This window comes from Corallococcus llansteffanensis, assembly GCF_003612055.1.
Classification (GTDB): domain Bacteria; phylum Myxococcota; class Myxococcia; order Myxococcales; family Myxococcaceae; genus Corallococcus; species Corallococcus llansteffanensis.
Map to the genome: position 1 here is coordinate 1 of NZ_RAWB01000042.1, position 20116 is coordinate 20116.

The 20116-nt window shown below is 70.1% G+C and carries 16 protein-coding genes; 12 read left to right on the forward strand and 4 right to left on the reverse strand.

All coding sequences use genetic code 11. The features are described from left to right. The 5 genes from mreC to D7V93_RS06430 form a co-directional block, all read left to right on the forward strand. The coding region (mreC, locus tag D7V93_RS06410; RefSeq protein ID WP_120642524.1) for a rod shape-determining protein MreC at nucleotides 1-859 on the forward strand (859 nt) is incomplete at its 5' end. Next, a complete protein-coding gene (locus tag D7V93_RS06415; protein WP_120642525.1) occupies nucleotides 856-1356 on the forward strand; it encodes a hypothetical protein in 501 nt (166 codons plus the stop codon). The genes mreC and D7V93_RS06415, both read left to right, overlap by 4 nt. After that, nucleotides 1353-3413: a penicillin-binding protein 2 gene (gene mrdA, locus D7V93_RS06420; RefSeq protein WP_120642526.1), complete on the forward strand. Its 2061-nt coding sequence runs from the start codon at nucleotides 1353-1355 to the stop codon at nucleotides 3411-3413. The genes D7V93_RS06415 and mrdA overlap by 4 nt, the downstream gene beginning before the upstream one ends. A gap of 7 nt (nucleotides 3414-3420) precedes the next feature. Beyond that, on the forward strand, nucleotides 3421-4548 hold the full coding sequence (gene rodA / locus D7V93_RS06425) for a rod shape-determining protein RodA (RefSeq protein ID WP_208722933.1): 1128 nt from the start codon (nucleotides 3421-3423) through the stop codon (nucleotides 4546-4548). An 18-nt stretch (nucleotides 4549-4566) separates the two neighbouring features. After that, entirely contained in the window at nucleotides 4567-5157 is a 591-nt protein-coding gene (locus D7V93_RS06430; RefSeq protein ID WP_244237142.1) for a PilZ domain-containing protein, read from the forward strand. 12 nt (nucleotides 5158-5169) lie between these two features. Here the strand turns inward: D7V93_RS06430 and D7V93_RS06435 are convergent, their stop codons facing one another. Then, a complete protein-coding gene (locus D7V93_RS06435) occupies nucleotides 5170-5511 on the reverse strand; it encodes a hypothetical protein (RefSeq protein WP_120615650.1) in 342 nt (113 codons plus the stop codon). A 490-nt stretch (nucleotides 5512-6001) separates the two neighbouring features. Between D7V93_RS06435 and D7V93_RS06440 the strand changes: the two genes are divergently transcribed. From D7V93_RS06440 to D7V93_RS06470, 7 genes are all read left to right on the forward strand, one after another. Beyond that, entirely contained in the window at nucleotides 6002-6367 is a 366-nt protein-coding gene (locus D7V93_RS06440; RefSeq protein ID WP_120642528.1) for a hypothetical protein, read from the forward strand. Between the two features lie 45 nt (nucleotides 6368-6412). Beyond that, nucleotides 6413-7225: a cytochrome C assembly family protein gene (locus tag D7V93_RS06445; RefSeq protein WP_120642529.1), complete on the forward strand. Its 813-nt coding sequence runs from the start codon at nucleotides 6413-6415 to the stop codon at nucleotides 7223-7225. Between the two features lie 2 nt (nucleotides 7226-7227). After that, nucleotides 7228-8568: a glutamyl-tRNA reductase gene (gene hemA, locus D7V93_RS06450; protein WP_120642530.1), complete on the forward strand. Its 1341-nt coding sequence runs from the start codon at nucleotides 7228-7230 to the stop codon at nucleotides 8566-8568. Beyond that, complete coding sequence (hemC, locus tag D7V93_RS06455; protein ID WP_120642531.1) at nucleotides 8565-9506, forward strand: hydroxymethylbilane synthase; 942 nt, start codon at nucleotides 8565-8567, stop codon at nucleotides 9504-9506. The genes hemA and hemC overlap by 4 nt, the downstream gene beginning before the upstream one ends. 11 nt (nucleotides 9507-9517) lie before the next feature. After that, entirely contained in the window at nucleotides 9518-10279 is a 762-nt protein-coding gene (locus D7V93_RS06460) for a uroporphyrinogen-III synthase (RefSeq protein WP_120624450.1), read from the forward strand. A 70-nt stretch (nucleotides 10280-10349) separates the two neighbouring features. Further along, entirely contained in the window at nucleotides 10350-12122 is a 1773-nt protein-coding gene (locus tag D7V93_RS06465; RefSeq protein ID WP_147451060.1) for an MYXO-CTERM sorting domain-containing protein, read from the forward strand. A 77-nt stretch (nucleotides 12123-12199) separates the two neighbouring features. Further along, nucleotides 12200-13957: a GspE/PulE family protein gene (locus D7V93_RS06470; RefSeq protein ID WP_244237144.1), complete on the forward strand. Its 1758-nt coding sequence runs from the start codon at nucleotides 12200-12202 to the stop codon at nucleotides 13955-13957. Nucleotides 13958-14042: 85 nt separating this feature from the next. Here D7V93_RS06470 and D7V93_RS06475 read toward each other — a convergent pair whose 3' ends face one another. The 3 genes from D7V93_RS06475 to D7V93_RS06485 all read right to left on the reverse strand — a co-directional run bounded on the left by D7V93_RS06475 (nucleotide 14043) and on the right by D7V93_RS06485 (nucleotide 19941). After that, nucleotides 14043-15575 (reverse strand): hypothetical protein, encoded by a 1533-nt coding sequence (locus D7V93_RS06475; RefSeq protein ID WP_208722932.1) that lies wholly within the window; start codon nucleotides 15573-15575, stop codon nucleotides 14043-14045. Nucleotides 15576-15664: 89 nt separating this feature from the next. Beyond that, nucleotides 15665-17647, reverse strand: a complete 1983-nt coding sequence (locus tag D7V93_RS06480) for a single stranded DNA-binding domain-containing protein (RefSeq protein WP_120642535.1) — start codon at nucleotides 17645-17647, stop codon at nucleotides 15665-15667. Next, a complete protein-coding gene (locus D7V93_RS06485; RefSeq protein WP_244237143.1) occupies nucleotides 17647-19941 on the reverse strand; it encodes a bifunctional metallophosphatase/5'-nucleotidase in 2295 nt (764 codons plus the stop codon). The genes D7V93_RS06480 and D7V93_RS06485 overlap by 1 nt, the downstream gene beginning before the upstream one ends. Nucleotides 19942-20116: the final 175 nt, after the last annotated feature.

Below are 20116 nucleotides of genomic sequence, written 5' to 3' on the forward strand. Positions count from 1 at the left end.
GTCTCTTCTCAAGCGGTACCGCCGCTTCCTCCTCGTGGCCGCCCTCCTGCTGTATCCGCTCGGCGCCTTCCTGCTGGGCGGCCGGCGGGGCCGCGACCCGAACTTCATCGACCGGGGCGTCATCGCCCTGACGGCCCCCGTGCAGCAGGGCCTCACCGCCGGCATCGACGGCCTCGTCGGCACCGTGCGCAACTACCTGGACCTGCGCGGGGTGCGGCAGGACAATGACGCGCTGCGTTTGGAGAACCTGCAGCTGAGGGCCACGGTGCAGGTGCTGGGCGAGGCGCGCTCGGAGAACGGGCGGCTGCGCAAGCTGCTGGCGTACGCGGAGGCCGCGCCGGGGCCGGAGATTCCGGCCCGGGTGGTGGGCGTCAACCCGGTGGCGAAGCTCCTGTCGGTGCGGATCAGCAGCGGCGAGAAGGACGGGGTGTTCCGGGGCATGTCGGTGGTGACGCCGGACGGCATCGTCGGGCAGGTCATCCGGTCCACGGGGGGCTACGCGGACGTGGCGCTGGTGACGGACCCGCAGAGCCGGGTGGCCGTCCGGGTGCAGCGCTCGCGGGCGCGCGGCACGGCGGCGGGCGCGGGCAACGGCCCCCTGCAGTTGGAGAACATGCTGCGCACGGAGGACGTGGAGGACGGCGACCTCATCATCACCTCCGGCACGGACGGCATCTATCCGCCGGGGCTGGTGGTGGGGCGGGTGACGCAGCTGGAGAAGAAGGAACACGGCATGTTCCAGGGCGCGGACATCCAGCCGGCGGTGGACACCAGCCGTCTGGAGGAAGTGCTCGTGGTAGGCAGCCCCTACAGTGCGATGGCCTCCGGTGGGGCCTCGGCGGAAGGCGCGCAGAAATGAAGTTCCTGGTGACAGTGGCCCTGGCCCTGGCGTTGCTCACGTTGGAGTCGGTGTTCGTCCAGCAGGCGGGGCTGGTGCTGGGCCGCGTGGACGTCACGGTGGTGCTGGTGGCCTTCCTCGCGCTCCGGGCAAGCCTCACCGAGGGGGCGTGCTCCGCCTTCGCGGTGGGCTACCTGCTGGACCTGATGAGCGGCCAGCCCACCGGCCTGTTCACGTTCCTGGCCGTGTTCATCTTCCTCGTGGGCCGGCTGGTGGCGTCGTTCGTGGACGTGCGCGGCCCGGTGGCCTTCGCGCTGTTCGCCATGGGCGCGGACCTGATGCACGCCCTGCTGTCCACGTTCTTCACCTGGCTCACGGTGAAGGAGGGCTCCACGACGCCGCTGCTGGCGGGCATGCCGGTGCAGCTGGCGCTCACGGGCGCGGCGGCGCTGCTGCTCTTCCCGCTCTTCAAGCGCTTCGAAGTGGCCCAGGAGCGTCCGGCGGGGATGCTCCGTTGACGCCTCCGACGATTGGCAACACCACCCCGGGCCGCGACCTCAAGCGCCGCTTCCTGTGGCTGGGCCTGGCGATGTCGCTGGGCATCGTGGCGCTGGCCATCCAGCTCTACCGCCTGCAGCTCATCCGGCATGAAGAGTACGCCGCCAAGAGCGTGGCGAACTTCGTGAAGGAGGTGCGCCTGCGCGCCGACCGCGGCGTCATCAAGGACGCGCGCGGCACCATCCTGGTGGACAGCCGCCCCTCCTTCGATGCGTTCGTGACGCCGGCCTTCTGCACGGACTGCTTCGAGCAGGTGATTCCCCGCCTGGGAGAGCTGCTCCAGTGGGACCCCGAGCAGCGCAAGAAGATTGAGGACCTGGTGCGCGCGAGCCGCCGCAACGCGCCCTTCATGCCGGTGCCCGTGCGGGTGGACCTGACGCGCGACGAGTACGACCGGCTCAACGCCCGGCGCGACATCCTGGACGGCGTGGAGGTGGTGCCCGTGCCGCACCGCAACTACCGCGCGGACACGGTGCTGTCGCACGTGCTGGGCTACATGAACGAAATCACCCAGGAGGAGCTGGAGCGCCTCAACGGGGACGGCGCGAAGTACGCGCTGGGTGACTACATCGGCCGGCGCGGCCTGGAGCGCTACTTCGAGTCCAAGCTGCGCGGGCAGGACGGCGTGCGCAAGGAAGTGGTGAACGCGCGCGGCCAGACGATTGAAGAGCTCAACGACAAGCTGGGCGAGCACGCGGTGATTCCGCCCACGGCCGGCAGCAACGTGGTGCTCTCCCTGGACATGCGCCTGCAGGAAGAGGCGGAGCGCGCCTTCCCGGGCGTGACGGGCGCGGTGGTGGCCATCGATGTGAACACCGGCTTCATCAAGGCGCTGGTGTCCCGGCCCGGCTTCGACCCCAACCTCCTGACGGGCCGCGTGACGCCGTCGCAGATGGCGACGCTGGCGCGCGACCCCCTGCACCCGATGATCAACCGCGTGGCGGCCGAGCACTACAGCCCGGGCTCCACGTTCAAGGTCGTCACCCAGCTGGCCGCCTTCAAGTCCGGCGTGTTCCGCCCGGAGACGGTGGTGAACTGCTCCGGCGGCTACCGGCTGGGCGCGCGCGTCTGGCGCTGCCACAAGGACAGCGGCCACGGGCCGCTGGACGGCAAGAACGCGATGAAGGCGTCGTGCGACTCGTGGTTCTACAAGGTGGCGGACACCATCGGCCTGGACCCCATCGCGGAGATGGGCAAGTCGCTGGGCCTGGGCCGCCCCACCGGCATCGGCGTGGTGGCGGAGGTGCCCGGCATCATGCCGTCCAGCGCGTACCACGACAAAGCGTCCCCCGGCGGCTACACCAAGGGCATGGCGCTCAACAGCGCCATCGGGCAGGGCGACGACAACGTGACGCCCCTGCAGCTCGCGCTGGTGTACGCGGCCGTCGCCAACGGCGGGAAGCTCTACAAGCCGCAGATGGTGCAGCGGCTGGAGAACCTGGACGGCCAGGTGATGGAGGAGTTCAAGCCGGAGGTGGTGAGCCGCGTGGACATGAACCCCGCGCACCTGAAGGCCATCGTGGAGGGCCTCGTCGCGGTGGCGCAGGAGCCCGGTGGCACCGCCTACCGCGCGAGGATGAAGTCGGGCATCCCGCAGGAGATGTCCATCGCGGCGAAGACGGGCACCGCGCAGGTGGCGCGCATCGGCACCGTGCGATTGAAGACGCACCAGATGAGCTACTTCGAGCGCGACCACGCGTGGTTCGCGGGCTTCGCGCCGGCGGACAAGCCGGAGCTGGCCGTGGTGGTGCTCAACGAGCACGGCGGCCACGGTGGCGTGGACGCGGCGCCCACGGCGATGGCCGTGATGCGCAAGTACTTCGAATTGAAGGCCCAGGACGCCACGTCGCCGCCGCCCCGCGCCAACCAGCCCTACACGCCGTCGCTGCCGCCGGCGCCCAGCCTGGACGCGTCCGCGCTCACGCGCGCCGTGGTGCCGCCGCCCCGCGTGAACCTGCCGGGTGAACCCATGCAGCCGCCCTCGGAAACCGGAGACGACAGTGCAACTGCGGATTGAGCGCCGGATGATGCCCCACGTGCCCTGGGGGCTCGTGGTGTGCGTCATGGGCGTGTGCCTGCTGGGCATCTGGAACCTGGCGTCCGCGTCCCGGCCCCCCATGGCGCCTGTGTGGACCAGCCAGGCGCTCTACCTGGGCGTGGGCCTGGGCGCCGTCCTGATGGTGTGCCTGGTGGACTACCGTTGGATCCAACGGATGGCCTTCCCCATCTACGTGCTCAACATCCTGGGGCTCCTGGCGCTGCGCGTCTTCGGGCACACGGCGAAGGGCGCGGAGAGCTGGTTCATCATCGGCCCGTTCCGCCTGCAGCCCGCGGAGTTCATGAAGATTGGCGTCGTGCTGATGCTCGCCAAGGTCTACCACGACGACTTCCAGCCCAACCAACCGTCCTACGGGCTCGTGCGCCTGTGGAAGCCGGTGCTGGTGGTGATGGTGCCCTTCGTGCTGGTGCTGGTGCAGCCGGACCTGGGCACCGCGCTGATGATCTTCCTGTCCTCGGGCACCGTCATCCTCTTCGGCAAGGTGCGCTGGTACCTGGCCGGCACGCTGGTGCTGGGCGTGCTCGTGGGCGGCCTCATCATCTGGAACGACTACGTGCGCGAGATGCCGGAGCCGCGCAGCACCGTCGTGCGCCACCACCTCAAGAAGCACCAGAGCCAGCGCATCTCCGGGTGGTTGGATCCGGAGGCGGACCTGCGCGGCTCGGGCTACCACGCCGCGCAGTCGAAGATCGCCGTGGGAAGCGGCGGGCTCACCGGCAAGGGCTGGCGCGAGGGGACCCAGACGGGCCTGCGCTTCCTGCCGGAGCAGCACACGGACTTCATCTTTTCCGTGTGGGCCGAGGAGCACGGGTTCTTCTCCTGCCTGCTGCTGCTGCTGCTCTACGGCGGCATCTTCATCCTCGGGCTGGGGGTGGGCTTCAGCGCGCGGGACCGCTTCGGAGCGTTCGTCGCCGTGGGGGTGGTGGCCACACTTTTCTGGCAGGTGTTCGAAAACATCGGCATGGTCATTGGCCTGTTGCCGGTGACGGGCATCACGCTGCCCCTCATGAGCTACGGCGGCTCCTCGATGCTGTCGGTGATGTTGTGCATCGGGCTGCTGGTGAACATCAGCATGCGCCGTCACATGTTCTGACGACGGCCGGAGGGTTCGATGGTGCAGCGCAAGGGTGCCGTGAAGGCGAGCACGGGCGTTCAGGAGTTGGCCGGCGCGGAAGCCCCACGCCCATCCGCCGCCCCGCGCATCGAGATGAACCAGGGGGAGCCGGAGCACCGGCACTTCCCGCGCGCGCGGCTGGCCACGCACTTCGACCTGTGGATGGATGACGGGGAGGGTGGCCGGCGCTTCTCCGCCAACCTCGTCTCCATCAACGTGAGCGTCAGCGGCGCCTTCCTCGCGAGCACGTTCTTCCTGCCCATGGGCACCGTGGTGCGCGCCCGCTTCGCGCTGGAGGAGGGCGCGGCTCCCGTGGAGACCCGCGCGGAGATCGTCCGGGAGGAGCGCGGCCCGGAGGAGGAGGGCCGCAGCGGCTTCGCCCTGCGCTTCCTGGACTTCTCCGGTCAGACGGAGGTCGCGCTGGCCCGGCTCTTCCTGGGCGCACGCCTGCGTGCCTTCACGGAGGACTACCTCAAATCCCAGCGCGCCCGCTCCCTGCCCAATGAGCTGGAGCGGGTCATCGACGTGATGGCGGCCTGGGAGCTGCTCAAGGCCACCACGCCCGGAGACCCCTGGCGCGGTGAGTAGGACTCCGGGTGCTCAGGCGGGCTTGCCGGTGGCGATCTGCCGGCGGCGCTCGGCCTGGTAGTGCGCGGAGCACAGGCCCTTGGAGCGCTGCTCGCGGGTGCAGCCACTGACGGTGCAGCGGCGGTCCATGGGCACCGGCCCGCCCGCGACCGTCTTCGGCGGACGACCCCGGCGGCGGCCCGCCATCACCGCGCCGTTGCCCGGCGACGGCGCGACACTTCCCATGACCGGCATCCCCGTGTTCAGCGCGCGCAGCATGCCGCGGCCGATGGCGTCACCCAATGCCTCCGCCCACGACGTCAGGGCAGGGGTCAGCGGCGCTTGCGAGGTCAATTCTTTGCGAAGGCGTGCCATGAAAAACTCCTGTTGAAACTCGCCAATCAAGACAGGCGTGTACTCTTGTCTTCTGTCTGGTGTGGCGAACTCTGTCAACAAGACACGTCAGGGTCGTGTTTGACTCGCAATGCAATTTCAATGTCTGTTGAACAAAACAAGACGGGAGGATCGCCCATCCGTCCTGACAGGGCGTTTGTCTCAACTCAAGAGAAACGTGTCGTGAGGGGGCGGTCCGCACCCGGTAAGTGAAAACCCTTACCGTCGCGGTGAGTTGTCTTTCTACAGACAGAGGTCGCCCGCGGCGTGTCACACGCGGGTGTCTGGTTGGGAGCCCGGACGGGGGCGGGAGGGGCCGTCCGCGCGGCGCACGCCCGGGTGTCGTTCCAGGGGGCTGTTTCAAGGCCCCCGGGGCGCCTTGCGTGGGGCCCGGCCCCGGCCCTGCCCGGGCCCGGGTGGCGGGGACCATTTCGCGGGCCCGCGCGGGAGGGCGCTGGTGTAGGCTGTGGGGGTGACGAAGCTCTTCCTGTCCCAGGCGCAGCTCGAGGAGTGGGCCCTGGCGGACAAAGCAGACCTGCGCGAAGGCCGGCTGGTCGTGGCCGTCGAGGGCGGGGGCGACTGGCCCCTCACCCCCGCCGTCCACGTCGTGCAGCTGGTGTCGGGCGAGGACACGCACCAGCTGGTGGCCAAGGTGAAGACGGAGGAGCAGCTCGCCCGGCTGGGGGCCGAACAGATGGCCGACTCCATCCTGGTGGGGGACTCCGCGTACGAGGTCGTTCCAGGCTATGTGGCGGAAGTGGGCGCTCCTTCTCCGGAGCGCAAGCCCAACTCGGAGACCGATCTGCTGGCGGCCTTCATTCTCGATAAAATGGGCTGAGGTCGGGCTGATTGCCCCCTCGGCCGTGGTTATGAGCCTGCCGCCATGAGCCACACGCTCGTCTCACTCGCCTGCCACGCCTACGGGCTGGCAGCGCTCGTCTACCTCGCCTACCTGGTCCGCCAGTCGCAGGTGCTCGCCATCACCGGGCGGGTGCTCGTGGGGACCGGGCTCCTGATGCATTGCGTTGCCCTCATCGAGCTGCTGGGGGCGCAGGGAGGCCGGCTGGTGGGGCCCGCGCAGGGCATGTCCACCTTCGCCTTCCTCCTGCTGGCGCTCTTCCTGGCGTTGGATGTGCGCTACCGCAAGCCCGTCATTGGCGCGTTCCTCACGCCCCTGGCGGTGGCGGTGCTGCTCGTCGGCATGCTGTTGCATGGCGGGCCGGCGCCGCTCCCGGCCGCGGTGCGTCAGCCGCTGTTGCCGGTGCATGTCACCATCGCGCTGCTGGGAATGACGGCCTTTGGCGTGGCGGCGGGGGTGGGGGTCATGTACCTGTTGATGGAGCGGCAGGTGAAGACCAAGCACTTCGGGCTGCTCTTCGCGCGGCTGCCTTCGCTGGAGTTCCTGGACACGCTCAACCGGCGGTTGGTCGTGTGGGGCTTCATCGCGCTGTCCCTCACCCTGGCGACCGGGGCGCTGTTCGTCACCACGGTGCCGGGCATCGCCTGGAACTTCGACGGCAAGCAGCTGGCGACGTTCATCGCGTGGGGCGTCTTCGCGGCGCTCGTCAATGCGCGCATCTTCGCCGGCTGGCGCGGGCGGCGCGTGGCACTGCTGACCATGGCCGGCTTCTGCCTGGTGCTGGTGTCCTTCCTGTCGTCCTACGATCTGTCCGCCGCTGGCCCGGGGATGCCGTAGCCATGGAATTCATCTGTATCGGCGTGTCCCACCGCACCGCGCCCCTGGGCATCCGGGAGCGGCTGGCATTGCCGGAAGCCCGGCAGACGGAAGTGTTGCAGCGGCTGGCGCAGGCGCCGGTGGAGGCGCTCTGGGTGTCCACGTGCAACCGCGTGGAGGTGTACCTGGCGGCCCCCAGCGCGGAGCAGGCGCGGGAGCGCGCGCGGGAGACGCTGCAGGCCCTGGGCGGCGCGGAGGCGCTGGAGCACCTGTACGAGCACCAGGGCGAGGCGGCGCTCGTGCACCTGTTCCGCGTGGCCTCCAGCCTGGACTCCATGGTGCTGGGCGAGGCGCAGATATTGGGTCAGGTGAAGGACGCCTTCGAGCGCGGCCAGGGCGCGGGCGCGGTGCGCGGGGAGCTGACGCGCGCGTGCGCGGCGGCGTTCGGCTGCGCCAAGCGCGTGCGCACGGAGACCGCGGTGGGGCGCGCGGCCACGTCCATGGCGTCCGCCGCGGTGCAGCTCGCGAGCAAGGTGTTCGACGGGCTCAAGGACAAGACAGTGCTGGTGGTGGGCGCGGGCGAGATGGGCGAGCTGGCGGCGCGGCATCTGAAGAACGCGGGTGCGGGGACGCTCATCGTGACCAACCGGACGCTCGCTCGCGCGGAGGCGCTGGTGGCGGAGGTGGGCGGCGTCGCGCGGCCCTTCGAGGACCTCTTCACGCTGCTGGCGTCCGCGGACGTGGTGGTGACGAGCACCGCGTCGCCGGTGCCGCTGTTCACCCGTGAGAACGTGGGGGCGCTGGGCAAGGGGCGCCGGGGCCGGCCGCTGTTCATGGTGGACCTGGCGGTGCCGCGAGACATCGACCCCGCGGTGGGCACGCTGGACTGGGTGCACGCGTACGACGTGGACGACATCCAGAAGTTCGTCGCGGACAACGCCGCCGCGCGCGCGGAAGAGGCGCACAAGGCGGGCGGGCTGGTGGCGCAGGAGGTGGCGCGCTTCGCCCGCGAGCGTGCGCTGCGCGACGGCATGCCGGTGCTGGCCCGCCTGCGCCAGCGCGCGGAGGGCATCGCCCGCGCGGAGGTGGAGCGCACGCTGCTGGGCCTGGGCGACGGCCTCACCGACAAGCAGCGCAAGAGCATCGAGGCCATGGGGCGCGCCATCGTGAACAAGCTGCTGCACGAGCCCACCGCGCGGCTGCGCGCCGTGGGTCCGCAGGGCGAGGGCAACCGTCTGGCCGGCGCCGCCGCGGAGCTGTTCGGCCTCAGCGAGGAAGAGGCCGCCGCCATCGCGCCGGACCCCGAGCCCACGCCCGGCGCGGAGCTGGCGTCGAACGTGGCGGCCACCGGGAGCCGGCGATGAAGGCCGTGCGCATCGCGACGCGGCAGAGCCCGCTGGCGCTCTGGCAGGCGCGCCACGTGGCCTCGCTGCTCATCGAACGCAACCCGGGCCTGGAGGTGTCGCTGGTGGAGATGACCACCGAGGGCGACCGCTTCCTGTCCGCGCCGCTGTCCGCCGTGGGCGGCAAGGGCCTGTTCGTGAAGGAGATTGAACAGGCCCTGCTCGACGGCCGCGCGGACGTGGCGGTGCACAGCCTCAAGGACATGACGTCGGTGTTCCCGGACGGGTTGATATTGGCGGCGGTGCCGGCGCGCGAGGACCCGCGCGACGCGTTCTGCAGCCCGGAGGGCTACACGCTGGCACTGCTTCCGCCGGGCGCCCGGGTGGGCACGTCGTCGCTGCGCCGCAGCTGCATCCTGCGCTCGCGCCGTCCGGACCTGGAGATCGTCTCCCTGCGCGGCAACGTGCAGACGCGGCTGCAGAAGACGCGGGATTTGAAGCTCGCGGGCGCGATGCTCGCCGCGGCGGGGCTCAAGCGGCTGGGCCTGGAGCACCACATCACGGAGGTGGTGTCCGTGGCGGACAGCCTGCCCGCGGTGGGGCAGGGCGTGCTGGCCATCCAGTGCCGCGAAGCGGACGCGGACGTGCGCGCGCTGCTCGCGCCCCTGGAGGACCTCACCACGCGCGGCGCGGTGCGGGCCGAGCGCGCCTTCCTGGCGAAGCTGGAGGGCGGCTGCACGGTGCCCCTGGCGGGCCACGCCACGGTGGTGGACGGACAGGTCCACCTGCGCGGGCTGGTGGGCCGTCCCGACGGCACCCGGGTGGTGCGGGGCGAGGTGAAGGGCCCCGTCCCGGAGGCGGAGCGACTGGGTGAGGCGCTCGCGGAGGAGCTGCTGTCGCGCGGGGCGGGTGACATCCTGCGCGATTTCGGCCGCCGCGACGACACGTCCCGCGCCTAGAGTGCCGGCCCGTGGACCGGCGACTGGAAGGCATCCGAGTGTTGGTGACGCGCCCGCGTGAGCGCGCCGAGGAGCTGTGCTTCCTCCTGGAGGACGAGGGCGCGGAGGTCTTCAGCCTTCCGCTCCTGGAGCTGCGGCCCCCGGAGGACCCCCGGCCGCTCGCGTCCGCGGCCGAGCACGTGCAGCGCTACCACTGGGTGGTGTTCGCGAGCCCCTCCGCCGTGGAGGCGTTCCTGGAGGCCCTGCGGCTCGCGGGCACCCTGGACCGGCTGTCCCGCGTGAAGCTGGCCGCGGTGGGGCCGCGCACCGCGAGGACGGTGGAGGCCTTTGGCCTGACGGTGGCCGCCGAGCCCGCGGAAGGCACCGGAGCGGCGCTGTTCACCGCGCTGCGAGACCTGCTGGGCCCTGATGACGACGTGCTGCTGCCCTCGGCGGAAGAGGGCCGGCGGGAGCTGGAGGACGGCCTGCGCGACCTGGGCGTGCGCGTGACACGCGTGACGGCCTACCGCTCCACCCCCGCGCCCCTGCCGCCGGAGGCCCTGGCCCACCTGTCCGAAGCGCCGCCCCAGGTGGTGCTCTTCGCCTCGCCGCGCACCGCGGAGGCCTTCCTGGAGGGCGCGGGCCGCGAGCCCCTCGCTTCGGCGAAGGTGGTGGCCATCGGCCCGACGACGGCGACCGCGCTCGCGCAGCTGGGACTCGACGTGGCCGCCATCGCGGAGCGCCCCACGCCCGAGGCGCTGGTGGATGCCACCGTGCGGGCGGTTCGCGGTTAGACTGTCCGCCCGGTGACGCTCCGGGTGCCAGACCGGCGCCCGCGCGACGTGACGCGAAGAGGTGCGGGTGATGAATCGTGGGTTGCAGCGGAGTGTCTTCCTGCTCGGGGTCCTGGCGCTGGCCGCGACCGCGAGCGCGCAGGGTCCGAACGACTACCAGTACTTGAACCACTGGGTGCTCAACAGCAGCCAGGATCCGTTCTCCTTCTACCTGGACGCGCGCAACGCCCGGCCCGGTGACAATGACCTGGCGCGCGTGGAGACCGCGGTGCAGGCCGCGTTCCAGGCGTGGCAGGACGTCACCTGCGCCTGGCCCGCGTTCACGTACAAGGGGCGCTCCACCTCCGTCCCCATCGCGGACGTGAAGGACCGGCTGGACAGCTTCAACGTGGCGGCCATCTGGGTGACGGACCGCGCGGATCCCGCCTACGTGGACGTGCTCAACAACGGCACCAGCCTCGCGCAGGCGGTGCCGCTGACGCACAGCGGTTACGTCTACCAGTGCGACATCTTCCTCAACGCCGCGGACTACCGCTTCACGACCGCAGCGCCCACGCCGGCGGGCTTCGTCGACATCCAGACGGCGGTGATGCGCGAGGTGGGCCACTGCCTGGGCCTCGGCGACACCTACGACTCCACCTACAACGCCGTCATGTACTTCGTGCTGGATCCGGGCACGAGCCGGCGCACGCTGTCCGCCTATGACCGGGGCGCGCTGTGCCAGCGCTATCCGCAGACGGGCGGCGTGGGTTCGCCCTGTGACACCACCCCCTGCTCGGGGGGGCTCACCTGCGCGTCCACGCAGTCCACGACCAGCGGCAAGGCCCTGAAGATCTGCACCAAGGCCTGCCCGGATGGCGTGCCCGGGGCCTGCCCCGCGCCCTACCAGTGCCGTCCTTCGACCGTGGTGTCGGGCTCGCAGTTCGCGTGTCTGCCGTCCCCGGTGGGCGAGGAGACGCGGGTGGGCGATCCCTGCACGAGCGCGGGCACCTGTGGCGCGGCCGCGTCCCGGTGCCTCACCGAGGCCGACACGACGAGCGGTTTCCCGCCCTGGAAGGGCGGCTACTGCACCGAGTCCTGCACGGGGAACGCCGACTGCCCGCTGGGCTCCACCTGCGCGAACGTCGGCACCATCGGCAAGCGCTGTCTCGACGAGTGCCGTCCGGGCACGGGGGACTGTCGCTCCGGCTACACCTGCGCCAACCTGCCGGAGGGAAACGCCTGCGTGGCGGACTGCGCCAGCAACGCCCAGTGCGGTTCGGCCGGCTATGCGTGCCGTACCTGTGACCACGCCTGCATCACCCAGCAGTCCGGCACGCGCAGCGTGGGCGAGCCCTGCACGCAGACCTCCGAGTGCGGAACGAACCAGGAGTGCCTGAAGCTCAACGGCAACCCCCAGGGCGTCTGCACGGAGGCCTGTTCGGTCTCCACCTGCACCTGCGCCCCGGGCAACACCTGCCGCCCCGCCGGCACCGGCGGCCAGCGCTTCTGCTTCCGCGACTGCGAGGAGGGCACCTGCTCCTCTCCGCTCCAGTGCACGCCGTTCGGGGAGAGCGCGGCCTGTCTGGCCAGCTGCCGCAACAGCCAGGACTGCCCCAACGGGCTCGCGTGTGACAACAGCGGCCGGTGCTACGACCCCTTCACCAAGACGGACGGCGGCACCTGCGCGCTGTGCGGCGACGGTGGGACGCAGCCTCCGCCCCCGCCCACCGACGGCGGGACGGGCGGCCCGTCGGACGGGCCGGATGGCTGTGGTTGCCAGGGCGCGCCCGCGTCCGCCGCGGCATTCCTCGCGGGGCTCGGGGTGTTGCTCCTGGCCACCCGCAGAAGGAGGAACGGTTGACCCAGGCGGCACCCCCCGGAGGCAACGCCCCGTCCCGGAGCAGCGCTGACTTCACCGTCGCCTTCCTGCTGGAGGCGATGGTGGCCCAGCGCCTGCTCACCCCGCAGCAGGCGCAGGAGGTGCTGGCGCGCGAGCCCGCGGCGAGGGCCCGCGTCCTCAAGCAGCAGGGTGGGGCGGGCAAGGACGCCGCCCGCTACGACGTCTCGCCCGTGGAGGTCATCGCGGCCTTCCAGATTCCCGCGCCAGGCGGGCGGGGCGTGCTGGACGAGGACCGCGTGACGGAGGCGGCCGCGCGCGCGGCGGGGCTGGAGTACCGGAAGCTGGACCCGCTGAAGATGGACATGGCGCTGGCCACCCGCACGGTGTCGCGGCCCTACGCGCAGAAGCACGTGCTGCTGCCCCTGGAGCGCACCGAGCAGGGCCGGCTGCGCGTGGCGGTGGCCAACCCCTTCGACCGCGAGCTCTTCGAGAGCTTCCACCGGCTCACCGGCGAACCGGTGGAGCCGGTGCTGTCGGCGAAGACGGACATCCTCAAGTCCATCGCGGACATCTACGGCTTCAAGAAGACGCTGGCGCGCGCCGCGGACGACTTCGGCGGCGCGCAGACGCAGATGGGCAACTTCGAGCAACTGGTGTCGCTCAGCGGCACCCAGGAGCTGGAGGCGTCGGACCGGCCGGTGGTGCAGGCCGTGGACTACCTGCTGCGCTACGCGTTCGACAACCGCGCGTCGGACATCCACGTCGAACCCAAGCGCGCCACCAGCGTGGTGCGGCTGCGCATCGACGGGGTGCTGCACCCCGTCTACACGCTGCCCGCGCAGGTGCACGCGCCCATCGTGTCGCGCGTGAAGATGCTGTCGCGCATCGACATCTCCGAGAAGCGCCGCCCCCAGGACGGCCGCATCAAGACGGAGCGCGACGGCCGCGAGGTGGAGCTGCGCGTCTCCACGCTGCCCACCGCCTTCGGCGAGAAGGTGGTCATCCGCATCTTCGACCCGGAGACGCTGGTGCAGGACATCGCCCAGCTGGGCTTCGAGCCGGACGAGAAGGGCCACTTCGAGTCATGGATTGATCAGCCCCACGGCCTCATCCTGGTGACGGGCCCCACGGGCAGCGGCAAGACGACGACGCTGTACTCCGCCCTCAAGGCGGTGGCGGGCCCGGACGTCAACGTCACCACGATTGAAGACCCCATCGAGATGGTGTGGGACGCCTTCAACCAGGTGCAGGTGCAGCCCAAGGTGGGCCTGGACTTCGCGGGGGCGCTGCGCCACATCCTGCGCCAGGACCCGGACGTCATCATGGTGGGGGAGATCCGCGACGCGGAGACGGCGGAGAACGCGCTCCAGGCCGCGCTCACCGGCCACCTGGTGCTCTCCACGCTGCACACCAACGACGCCCTGGGCGCGGTGGCGCGCATGAAGGACCTGGGCGTGCCGGCCTTCCTGCTGGCGCAGAGCCTGCTGGGCGTCATGGCCCAGCGCCTCCTCCGGCGCGTCTGCGTCCACTGCGCGGACGAGGCGGTGCTCACGTCGGACGAATTGCAGGCCCTCCAGGCGCCCCTGCCGCTGCTCCCGGGCGGGGTGCGGCTGATGAAGGGCGTGGGGTGCGTGAGGTGCCGGGGCACCGGCTACTCGGGCCGCACCGGCGTCTTCGAAATCGTCTCCACCACGCACGAGGTGCGGGAGCTCATCGCCAATGACGCGCCCCACGCGGAGCTGGTGAAGGCGGCGCGCAAGAGCGGCATGCGCACCCTGCGCGAGGCCGCCGTGCGCAAGCTGGCCCAGGGCCTCACCGCGTTCGACGAAGTCGTGCGCATGACGTCCGCCTCCTGAGGCGGCCCCCCGGAAACACGAAGAGCCCGCCGTGCTGCACGGCGGGCCCCCCGGACTTGCGAAGACTGGCGAACAGCGGTGACGGCTAGAAGCGCGCCTGCAGCAGCGTGTTGAAGCCCAGCGCGTGCGGCTTCTCGAAGTTCGGCTGCGCCACGCCCGTCACGTCGTCCTCGAACGTGGTCCGGTTGGTGTCGTACGTGTAGTAGACCTCGCCCACCGCGGCCACGGACTCGGACAGGTCCCAGCGGAACGTGGCCTTCGCGGAGAAGATGGCCTGCGCGTCGCAGCGGTCGTTGCCGTCGCACTCGGCGGGCAGGATGCTCAGCTGGTTGGCGTCACGCACCACCACCGTGCGCGTGCCCGTGAGGCCGATGGGCGGGTTGCTGCCGCCAAGCGACGGATCCGGGCTGCGGAAGGAGGCCGGCTGCTGCACGCCCAGGATGAAGCCCGGGGTCAGGTGCAGCCGGGGCAGGTGGTAGTCCGCGCCCACCGCGAAGAACATCTCCGGCTTCAGCTCCGTGCCGGACGGGAAGTCCTTGAACGGCGGGAGGCCCGGCACGTCGAACTGGATGAAGGACAGGCTGCGGTAGAGCGCCAGCACGTTGAAGCGCCACAGGTTGTACTTCGCGCGCCCCTGCAGCGCGGCGGCCGTGGCGCCCTGGGGCTTGGTGGCGCCGAACGTGTCCGGATCCTCCAGCGTCTGCGTCAGGTAGCTGCCCTCCAGCGACACGGAGTAGGACAGGCCGCCCGGGTACTGCTCCGGCGCGAAGAAGCGCTGGTAGATCTCCGGATCGTTCTTGTAGAGCCGGAAGTCGATGCTCGTGCCGACCGGCACACCCACGTGGTAGACGATCTGCCCGGACACGCCCGCGGCGTTGACGCTCGCCTCGATGCCCTGGTTGGCCAGGCCCGGGACGATGCCCTTCTGGAAGAAGCCGCCGCCGGCCTCCACGCGCAGCGTCTCCAGGATGTCCCAGCCCGCGCCGCCCATCACGCCGTAGAGCGTCTCCTGCTCCAGCACGAGGTCGTTGAGCACCAGTGCCGTCTTGCCGCCGAGGTAGGCGTACCAGCGGTCACGCGTGAGCTGGAGCTTGGCGCCCGGCACGCCCGCCGCGGTGGCGCGGTTGGTGAAGATGGGGCTGCCGCCCCAGGAGATGCGGTACGCGTACCCCAGACGGAAGCGGTCCGCGGACACCGGGAAGCCGGTGAGCGACAGGCCTTCCTTCTCACCCCAGCCGGGCGGCTGGTAGTTCAGGCGCACGTAGCTGGAGTTGTCGAGGATGTCGACGCCGCCCGAGGGCCGCTCCAGCACCAGCAGCGTGAGGGCCGCCTCGGTGGTGAGGCCCTCGAAGAACGCCGGCATGCGCTTGTAGAGCACCACGTTCGACAGCGACTCGAAGCCGGAGAACTTGGTGTTGAAGTTGTCGTAGAACTGCGTGTTCTGGTTTCCCGCGCCAAAGCGCGCGTTGGGGCTGTTGGGCGTGGTTTCACCCGCGCCCGCAAGCACGTTGTCGTCCGCGAAGACGAACGACAAACGGGTATCCACGAAGTCCCCGGCCCAAGCGGGCGCGGAAAGAGCGGTCAGGCCCGTCAGGGCCAGCGTCTGCAACGTTTTCAATGTCCCTCCAGGAAGCGGTCCGGGGGAGACCGCTCCTCCCTGCGCCCCGGAATCCACCGGGGCGCGATGCGACTTTTAAAGGTGAAAGACTACGGGCACGGCTTGATGGGCTTCGGGCACTCCAGGCCGGGCCCGGGGTAGCAGCACAGGTCGTCCTGGTCACGCGGCAATACGTTCCACCGGGGGCGGGCGGGGCCCACATGCTTCAGGTGGCCCACGACGTCGAAGGTGGCCGCGTGCAGCTGCTTGCACTGGAGGGCCCTCGCCGCGTCGGCGTCGGTCTCGCTGCAGTCCGGGTTCAGGTCCGGCACCGCGTCCTTGATCTGCAGGCTGATGCGCGAGCGCGAGTCCGGCGCCACCTGGCAGCTGGCGTTGCGGGTGGCCGTGGCATCACGCACGAGCGCGAGCTGCACCTCGTTGCCCTGCAGGGTGTACTCGAACCGGGTGTTGGCCGCGACGAGCGTGCCCGTCTGGTCCACGCCCACGTCCTCGTCGCCAAAGCGCACGCGCACCGGCTGATCACAGAAGAGGTTGAGCCGCGAGCCTTCCGCCTGCGTGCGGCCGGGGCTGACCTGCGTGGTGCCCACGGACAGCTTGGTGATGCGCGCGGGGACGGACTCGTCCATGCCGGCGGCGGCGGGGCCCGTGGGGTTCATCTCCACCACGAACTGGCCGAAGTTCGTGTACGTCGTCTTCTCCGCGCAGATGGTCCCGGCGAACTGCCCGATGCCCAGCGTGCAGTCGATGACGCACTGGCGCTCCGGGAGGTCCGGGTCATCCGCCGGCTCCTCGAAGCAGTTCTTCCAGGTGCGCGACGCGCCCGTGCCCGCGGGGCAGAACATGGGCATGTCGTTGTTGCCGTTGGCGTCGCAGTTCTTGAACACGCGCGGGAACTTCACCCGGCGCAGCTTCACGAGCGACGACTCCAGGCTCTCCATCTTGAAGTTCTTGTAGCTGTAGCCGCACAAGAGGTCGTCCAGGTACGGCGACCCGCTGTAGCCGCACAGCCGGCCGTTGATCTCCACCGGGGGCACCTGGGACAGGTACTTGTTCCACTCGCTCTGCGGCAGCAGCCGCACGTTCTCCCGCAGGGTCCAGGAGGGGAAGCTCAGCTGCGTGGTGTTGGTGAACTCCGCCACCGTGCCGGACAGCGTCCAGATGAGGTCGCCCGCGTCCAGCCCTTCCGGGAACTGGTAGTTGTAGATGTAGACGCTGTTGAAGCGGCCCGGGTTGAAGCCGTCCGGCTCCGGCGTCTGGATGTTCGCGCCCGTGAGGCTCTTCTCCAGCACGCGGCAGGCGGTCATGTCCGTGACGTAGAAGCCGCTGGAGTCCGTGCCCGTGACGAGCAGCTTCATCTGCTGGCCGTTGTTCGGATCCGACGGGTCGCAGTTCTGCACCAGCGGCTCGCCGGCCTCCGGGCTGCGCCCGATGCGCAGGAACTGCTTGATGAAGACGCTCGTCTCGAAGCCCGCCTCCGGCAGCTGGAGCGTGGCGATGGCCGGCTCCGAGAACCGGATGGGCGTGGACAGGCCCGTCGCGAACGTGCGCGTGGCGGGCTCCGGGGGCACCTGCGTCAGGTCGCCCACGACGCCGCCATCCGCGTAGTCCAACTCGAAGGGCTCATCCTGCACCCAGACGTGCGTCTCGCCGTAAAGGTGGGCCACGCGCACGCTGCCGGTGCCCTTGCCGTTGGTGAGGTTCGCCCAGCGCTTGCTGTAGTCGCCGGTGATGTCACCCGGCACGACGCGGAAGGAGACCGGCCCGTTGAAGGACGTCATCTCCCCGCCGTTGCCGTCCAGCGCGGTGATGGACAGGCCGATGTCCACGTCCGAGCGGGGCAGGGTGTAGGGGCACTCCGCCGAGCCGCGCATCGCGGGCGGCACCGCGGCCTGGTCGTTGCCGTACTTCGCGGCGCACGCGTTCACCACCGGCAGGAGCGCGCCGCTCCCGTCACCGACGGTCAGCGTCGTCACCTCCACGCGGAACGAGGTGAGTCCGGTCGGAGTCTCGGACTCCTTCGTGTAGCAGCCAGCAGCCAGGGCCAGCGTGGACAGCAGCAGGAGTCGTTTCATTACTTCACCCTCCGCCCGATGCGGCCATCCTCGATGGCGTTCGCGATGGGCATGGAAGTGGGCTTCTCACAGAAGGAGCGAAGCTGCGTCGTCACCGTGCCGCAGGTCGGGTTGGTACCGGACAGAAGGTCGCGGCAGGTGCACCGGCCGGTGGACGGCCCCTGGGGCACCGCGCACTGGGCCAGGGCGCCTTCCGCCGTCAGGTCCGCCACGCCGCAGGCCTGGAGGGCCGCCGCGCGCTGGTTCTCGTCCGTCGGCAGCTTGAGGAGGCTCAGGCACGAGCAGCTTCCCACCTTCTTGTTGAGCGCATCCTCGAAGGTCTGTGACGTCCGGCAGGCGCCCAGCGTCTTCTCGTCCACCGTCCACGTGCCGTTGATGAGCGAGCCGCAGCGCGTGCCGTTCTTGGACGTCTCCTTGCCCTTCAGCAGGTCATCGCAGGTGCAGAAGCCCTGCATGTAGCCGATGAGCGAGTCGCGCAGGCTGATGTTCGTCTCGATGCGCGTGGTGTTGCGCTTGAGCACCGTGAAGCCGGAGCCGCCCTTGGCGATGTAGTCGTTCACCGCGACCTTGTAGGTGCCGTTGTTGTCCAGCGGCTTGCCGTTGATCTGGATGTCGATGCCGGGGTGGGCCCAGCAGCGCGACCCGCTGGCGTCCTCCAGGCACTGCCACGGCGCGTGGCCCTCGCGGCCCGTCTGCGGGCAGTCCTGCTGCGCGGTGGCCGGGGTGCAGGCGATGCGCAGGTCGTTGAGCTGCACCTGGGCGCAGTCCATGGTGAAGCGGGCGCCGGAGATCTGCGCCTGGCTCACGCACCCGCGCTCGGCGGAGCGCTCGGTGACGAAGTCGAACATCTCCTGCATCTCCACGCCGGACAGGTACATGATGTTGATGGTGTTCTCGAACGGGAACACGTTGAACATCGACTCCTGCGTCACCACGCCCGCGTACAGGTTGTCGCGGATGCCCAGCGAGTTGGTGAGCGCCATCTCCGCTTCCACGCGGTTGCGCTTGCGCATGGAGTCCGCCGCGATGTTCCCCAGCGGCGAGTCACCGCCGTTGGAGTTGTTGCGGCGCTGCACGTCGATGGGCGCGTAGGAGAAGATGGACGTCAGCTGGAGCTTGAAGTCCATGCCCAGCATGTACGGCACCAGCAGGTCGGTCGTCTCCGGGTCCTCCTGCTTGCGGCACTCCTCGATGGCCTCGCGCACGCCCGGGGCCTGGATGAACTCCCCCGGGTCCCAGAAGATGTCGTCGTCGAAGCGGTACTTGCGCATCTGCTCGTTGCACCAGAGGCCGTCCACCGGGAACGCGTGGTAGTCCTGGCTCACCACCTCCGCGCCCTCGTTCTCACCCAGGTGCTGGGGCATCTTCACGACCAGCTCCAGGCGGCCCACGTACTTGGCGAACGCGCCGGAGTGCGACAGCACGACCTTGCGGCCGCTGGGGTCGCTGACGAGCTGCGGGGGGTTGAGCACCACGTGCAGGTGGCCGCCCAGCACCACGTCCAGGCCGTTGACGCCCGCGATGTGCACGCGCACCACCGACTTCTCGTCGCCCTCCGGACCGAACCACTCCAGCACCTTCCACGCGTCGTGCGAGCGCTCCACGAAGGACTTCACGCGGCCGTACTCGTAGTAGGCCTCGTAGCCCTGGATGAGGTCCTGGTCCTCGGTGAGGCCCAGGTGGCTGACCACCACGATGAGGTCCGTCACCGGACGCAGCAGCTCCACGTAGGAGCGCGCGGCCTCGTTCTGCTCCAGCGGGGTGGCCTGCAGGCTGTTGCCACCCTCCACGATGGAGTTGAGCGAGGAGATGTTCGCCATGCCGATGATGCCCACCCGCAGGCCCTTCACGACCTTGATGGTGTACGGGTTGGTCACCATGCTGGCGCCGTTGTTGCCGGCGGCCTTCGCGTCGTCCCAGAAGTAGTTGGCGGCGAGCAGCGGGAAGTTGGCGAAGTTGCGCGCCTTCTGGACGAAGTTGAGCGCGCCGGCGTCGAACTCGTGGTTGCCCACCACGGCGGCGTCCAGGTGCTGCTCGGAGAGGAAGCGGAACTCCGCCTCGCCCGTGTTCACGTTGAAGATGGGGGCGCCCTGGAAGCAGTCGCCGGAGTCCAGGTGCAGGATGCGGTCGCCGCGCTTGCGCTCCCGCTTGAGGATGGACGCGATGCGCGTGGCGCCACCGAACGGGCCGGCCTCCGGGACGAGCTCCAGGTCCTGGTCCGTCTTCAGCGGCGTGAAGTCGTACGGGATGAGCCGCGAGTGGATGTCAGAGGTATGAAGGAGGGTAAGCCGCACCTCCTGACCTTCGAGGTGGTAATCCTGGCCTTCCAGCACAGGCATGCACGAGGCGAGGGCCAGGGCGCAGGCACAGAAGAGGCCGAGCAGTGCGCGACACATTCGTGGCGGATCCGTGATTCAAGAGAGTGACGACTTGAGGACGGCGCAACCTACGGGATCAAGGGTGCACGGG

Excerpts from the sequence above, each read along its gene's own strand:
- rodA (WP_208722933.1), top strand. The coding sequence starts at position 3,421 with ATGATGCCCCACGTGCCCTGGGGGCTCGTGGTGTGCGTCATGGGCGTG.
- D7V93_RS06415 (WP_120642525.1), top strand. The coding sequence starts at position 856 with ATGAAGTTCCTGGTGACAGTGGCCCTGGCCCTGGCGTTGCTCACGTTG.
- D7V93_RS06445 (WP_120642529.1), top strand. The coding sequence starts at position 6,413 with ATGAGCCACACGCTCGTCTCACTCGCCTGCCACGCCTACGGGCTGGCA.
- D7V93_RS06435 (WP_120615650.1), bottom strand. The coding sequence starts at position 5,511 with ATGGCACGCCTTCGCAAAGAATTGACCTCGCAAGCGCCGCTGACCCCT.
- D7V93_RS06470 (WP_244237144.1), top strand. The coding sequence starts at position 12,200 with ATGGTGGCCCAGCGCCTGCTCACCCCGCAGCAGGCGCAGGAGGTGCTG.
- D7V93_RS06430 (WP_244237142.1), top strand. The coding sequence starts at position 4,567 with ATGGTGCAGCGCAAGGGTGCCGTGAAGGCGAGCACGGGCGTTCAGGAG.
- hemA (WP_120642530.1), top strand. The coding sequence starts at position 7,228 with ATGGAATTCATCTGTATCGGCGTGTCCCACCGCACCGCGCCCCTGGGC.
- D7V93_RS06480 (WP_120642535.1), bottom strand. The coding sequence starts at position 17,647 with ATGAAACGACTCCTGCTGCTGTCCACGCTGGCCCTGGCTGCTGGCTGC.
- D7V93_RS06465 (WP_147451060.1), top strand. The coding sequence starts at position 10,350 with ATGAATCGTGGGTTGCAGCGGAGTGTCTTCCTGCTCGGGGTCCTGGCG.
- hemC (WP_120642531.1), top strand. The coding sequence starts at position 8,565 with ATGAAGGCCGTGCGCATCGCGACGCGGCAGAGCCCGCTGGCGCTCTGG.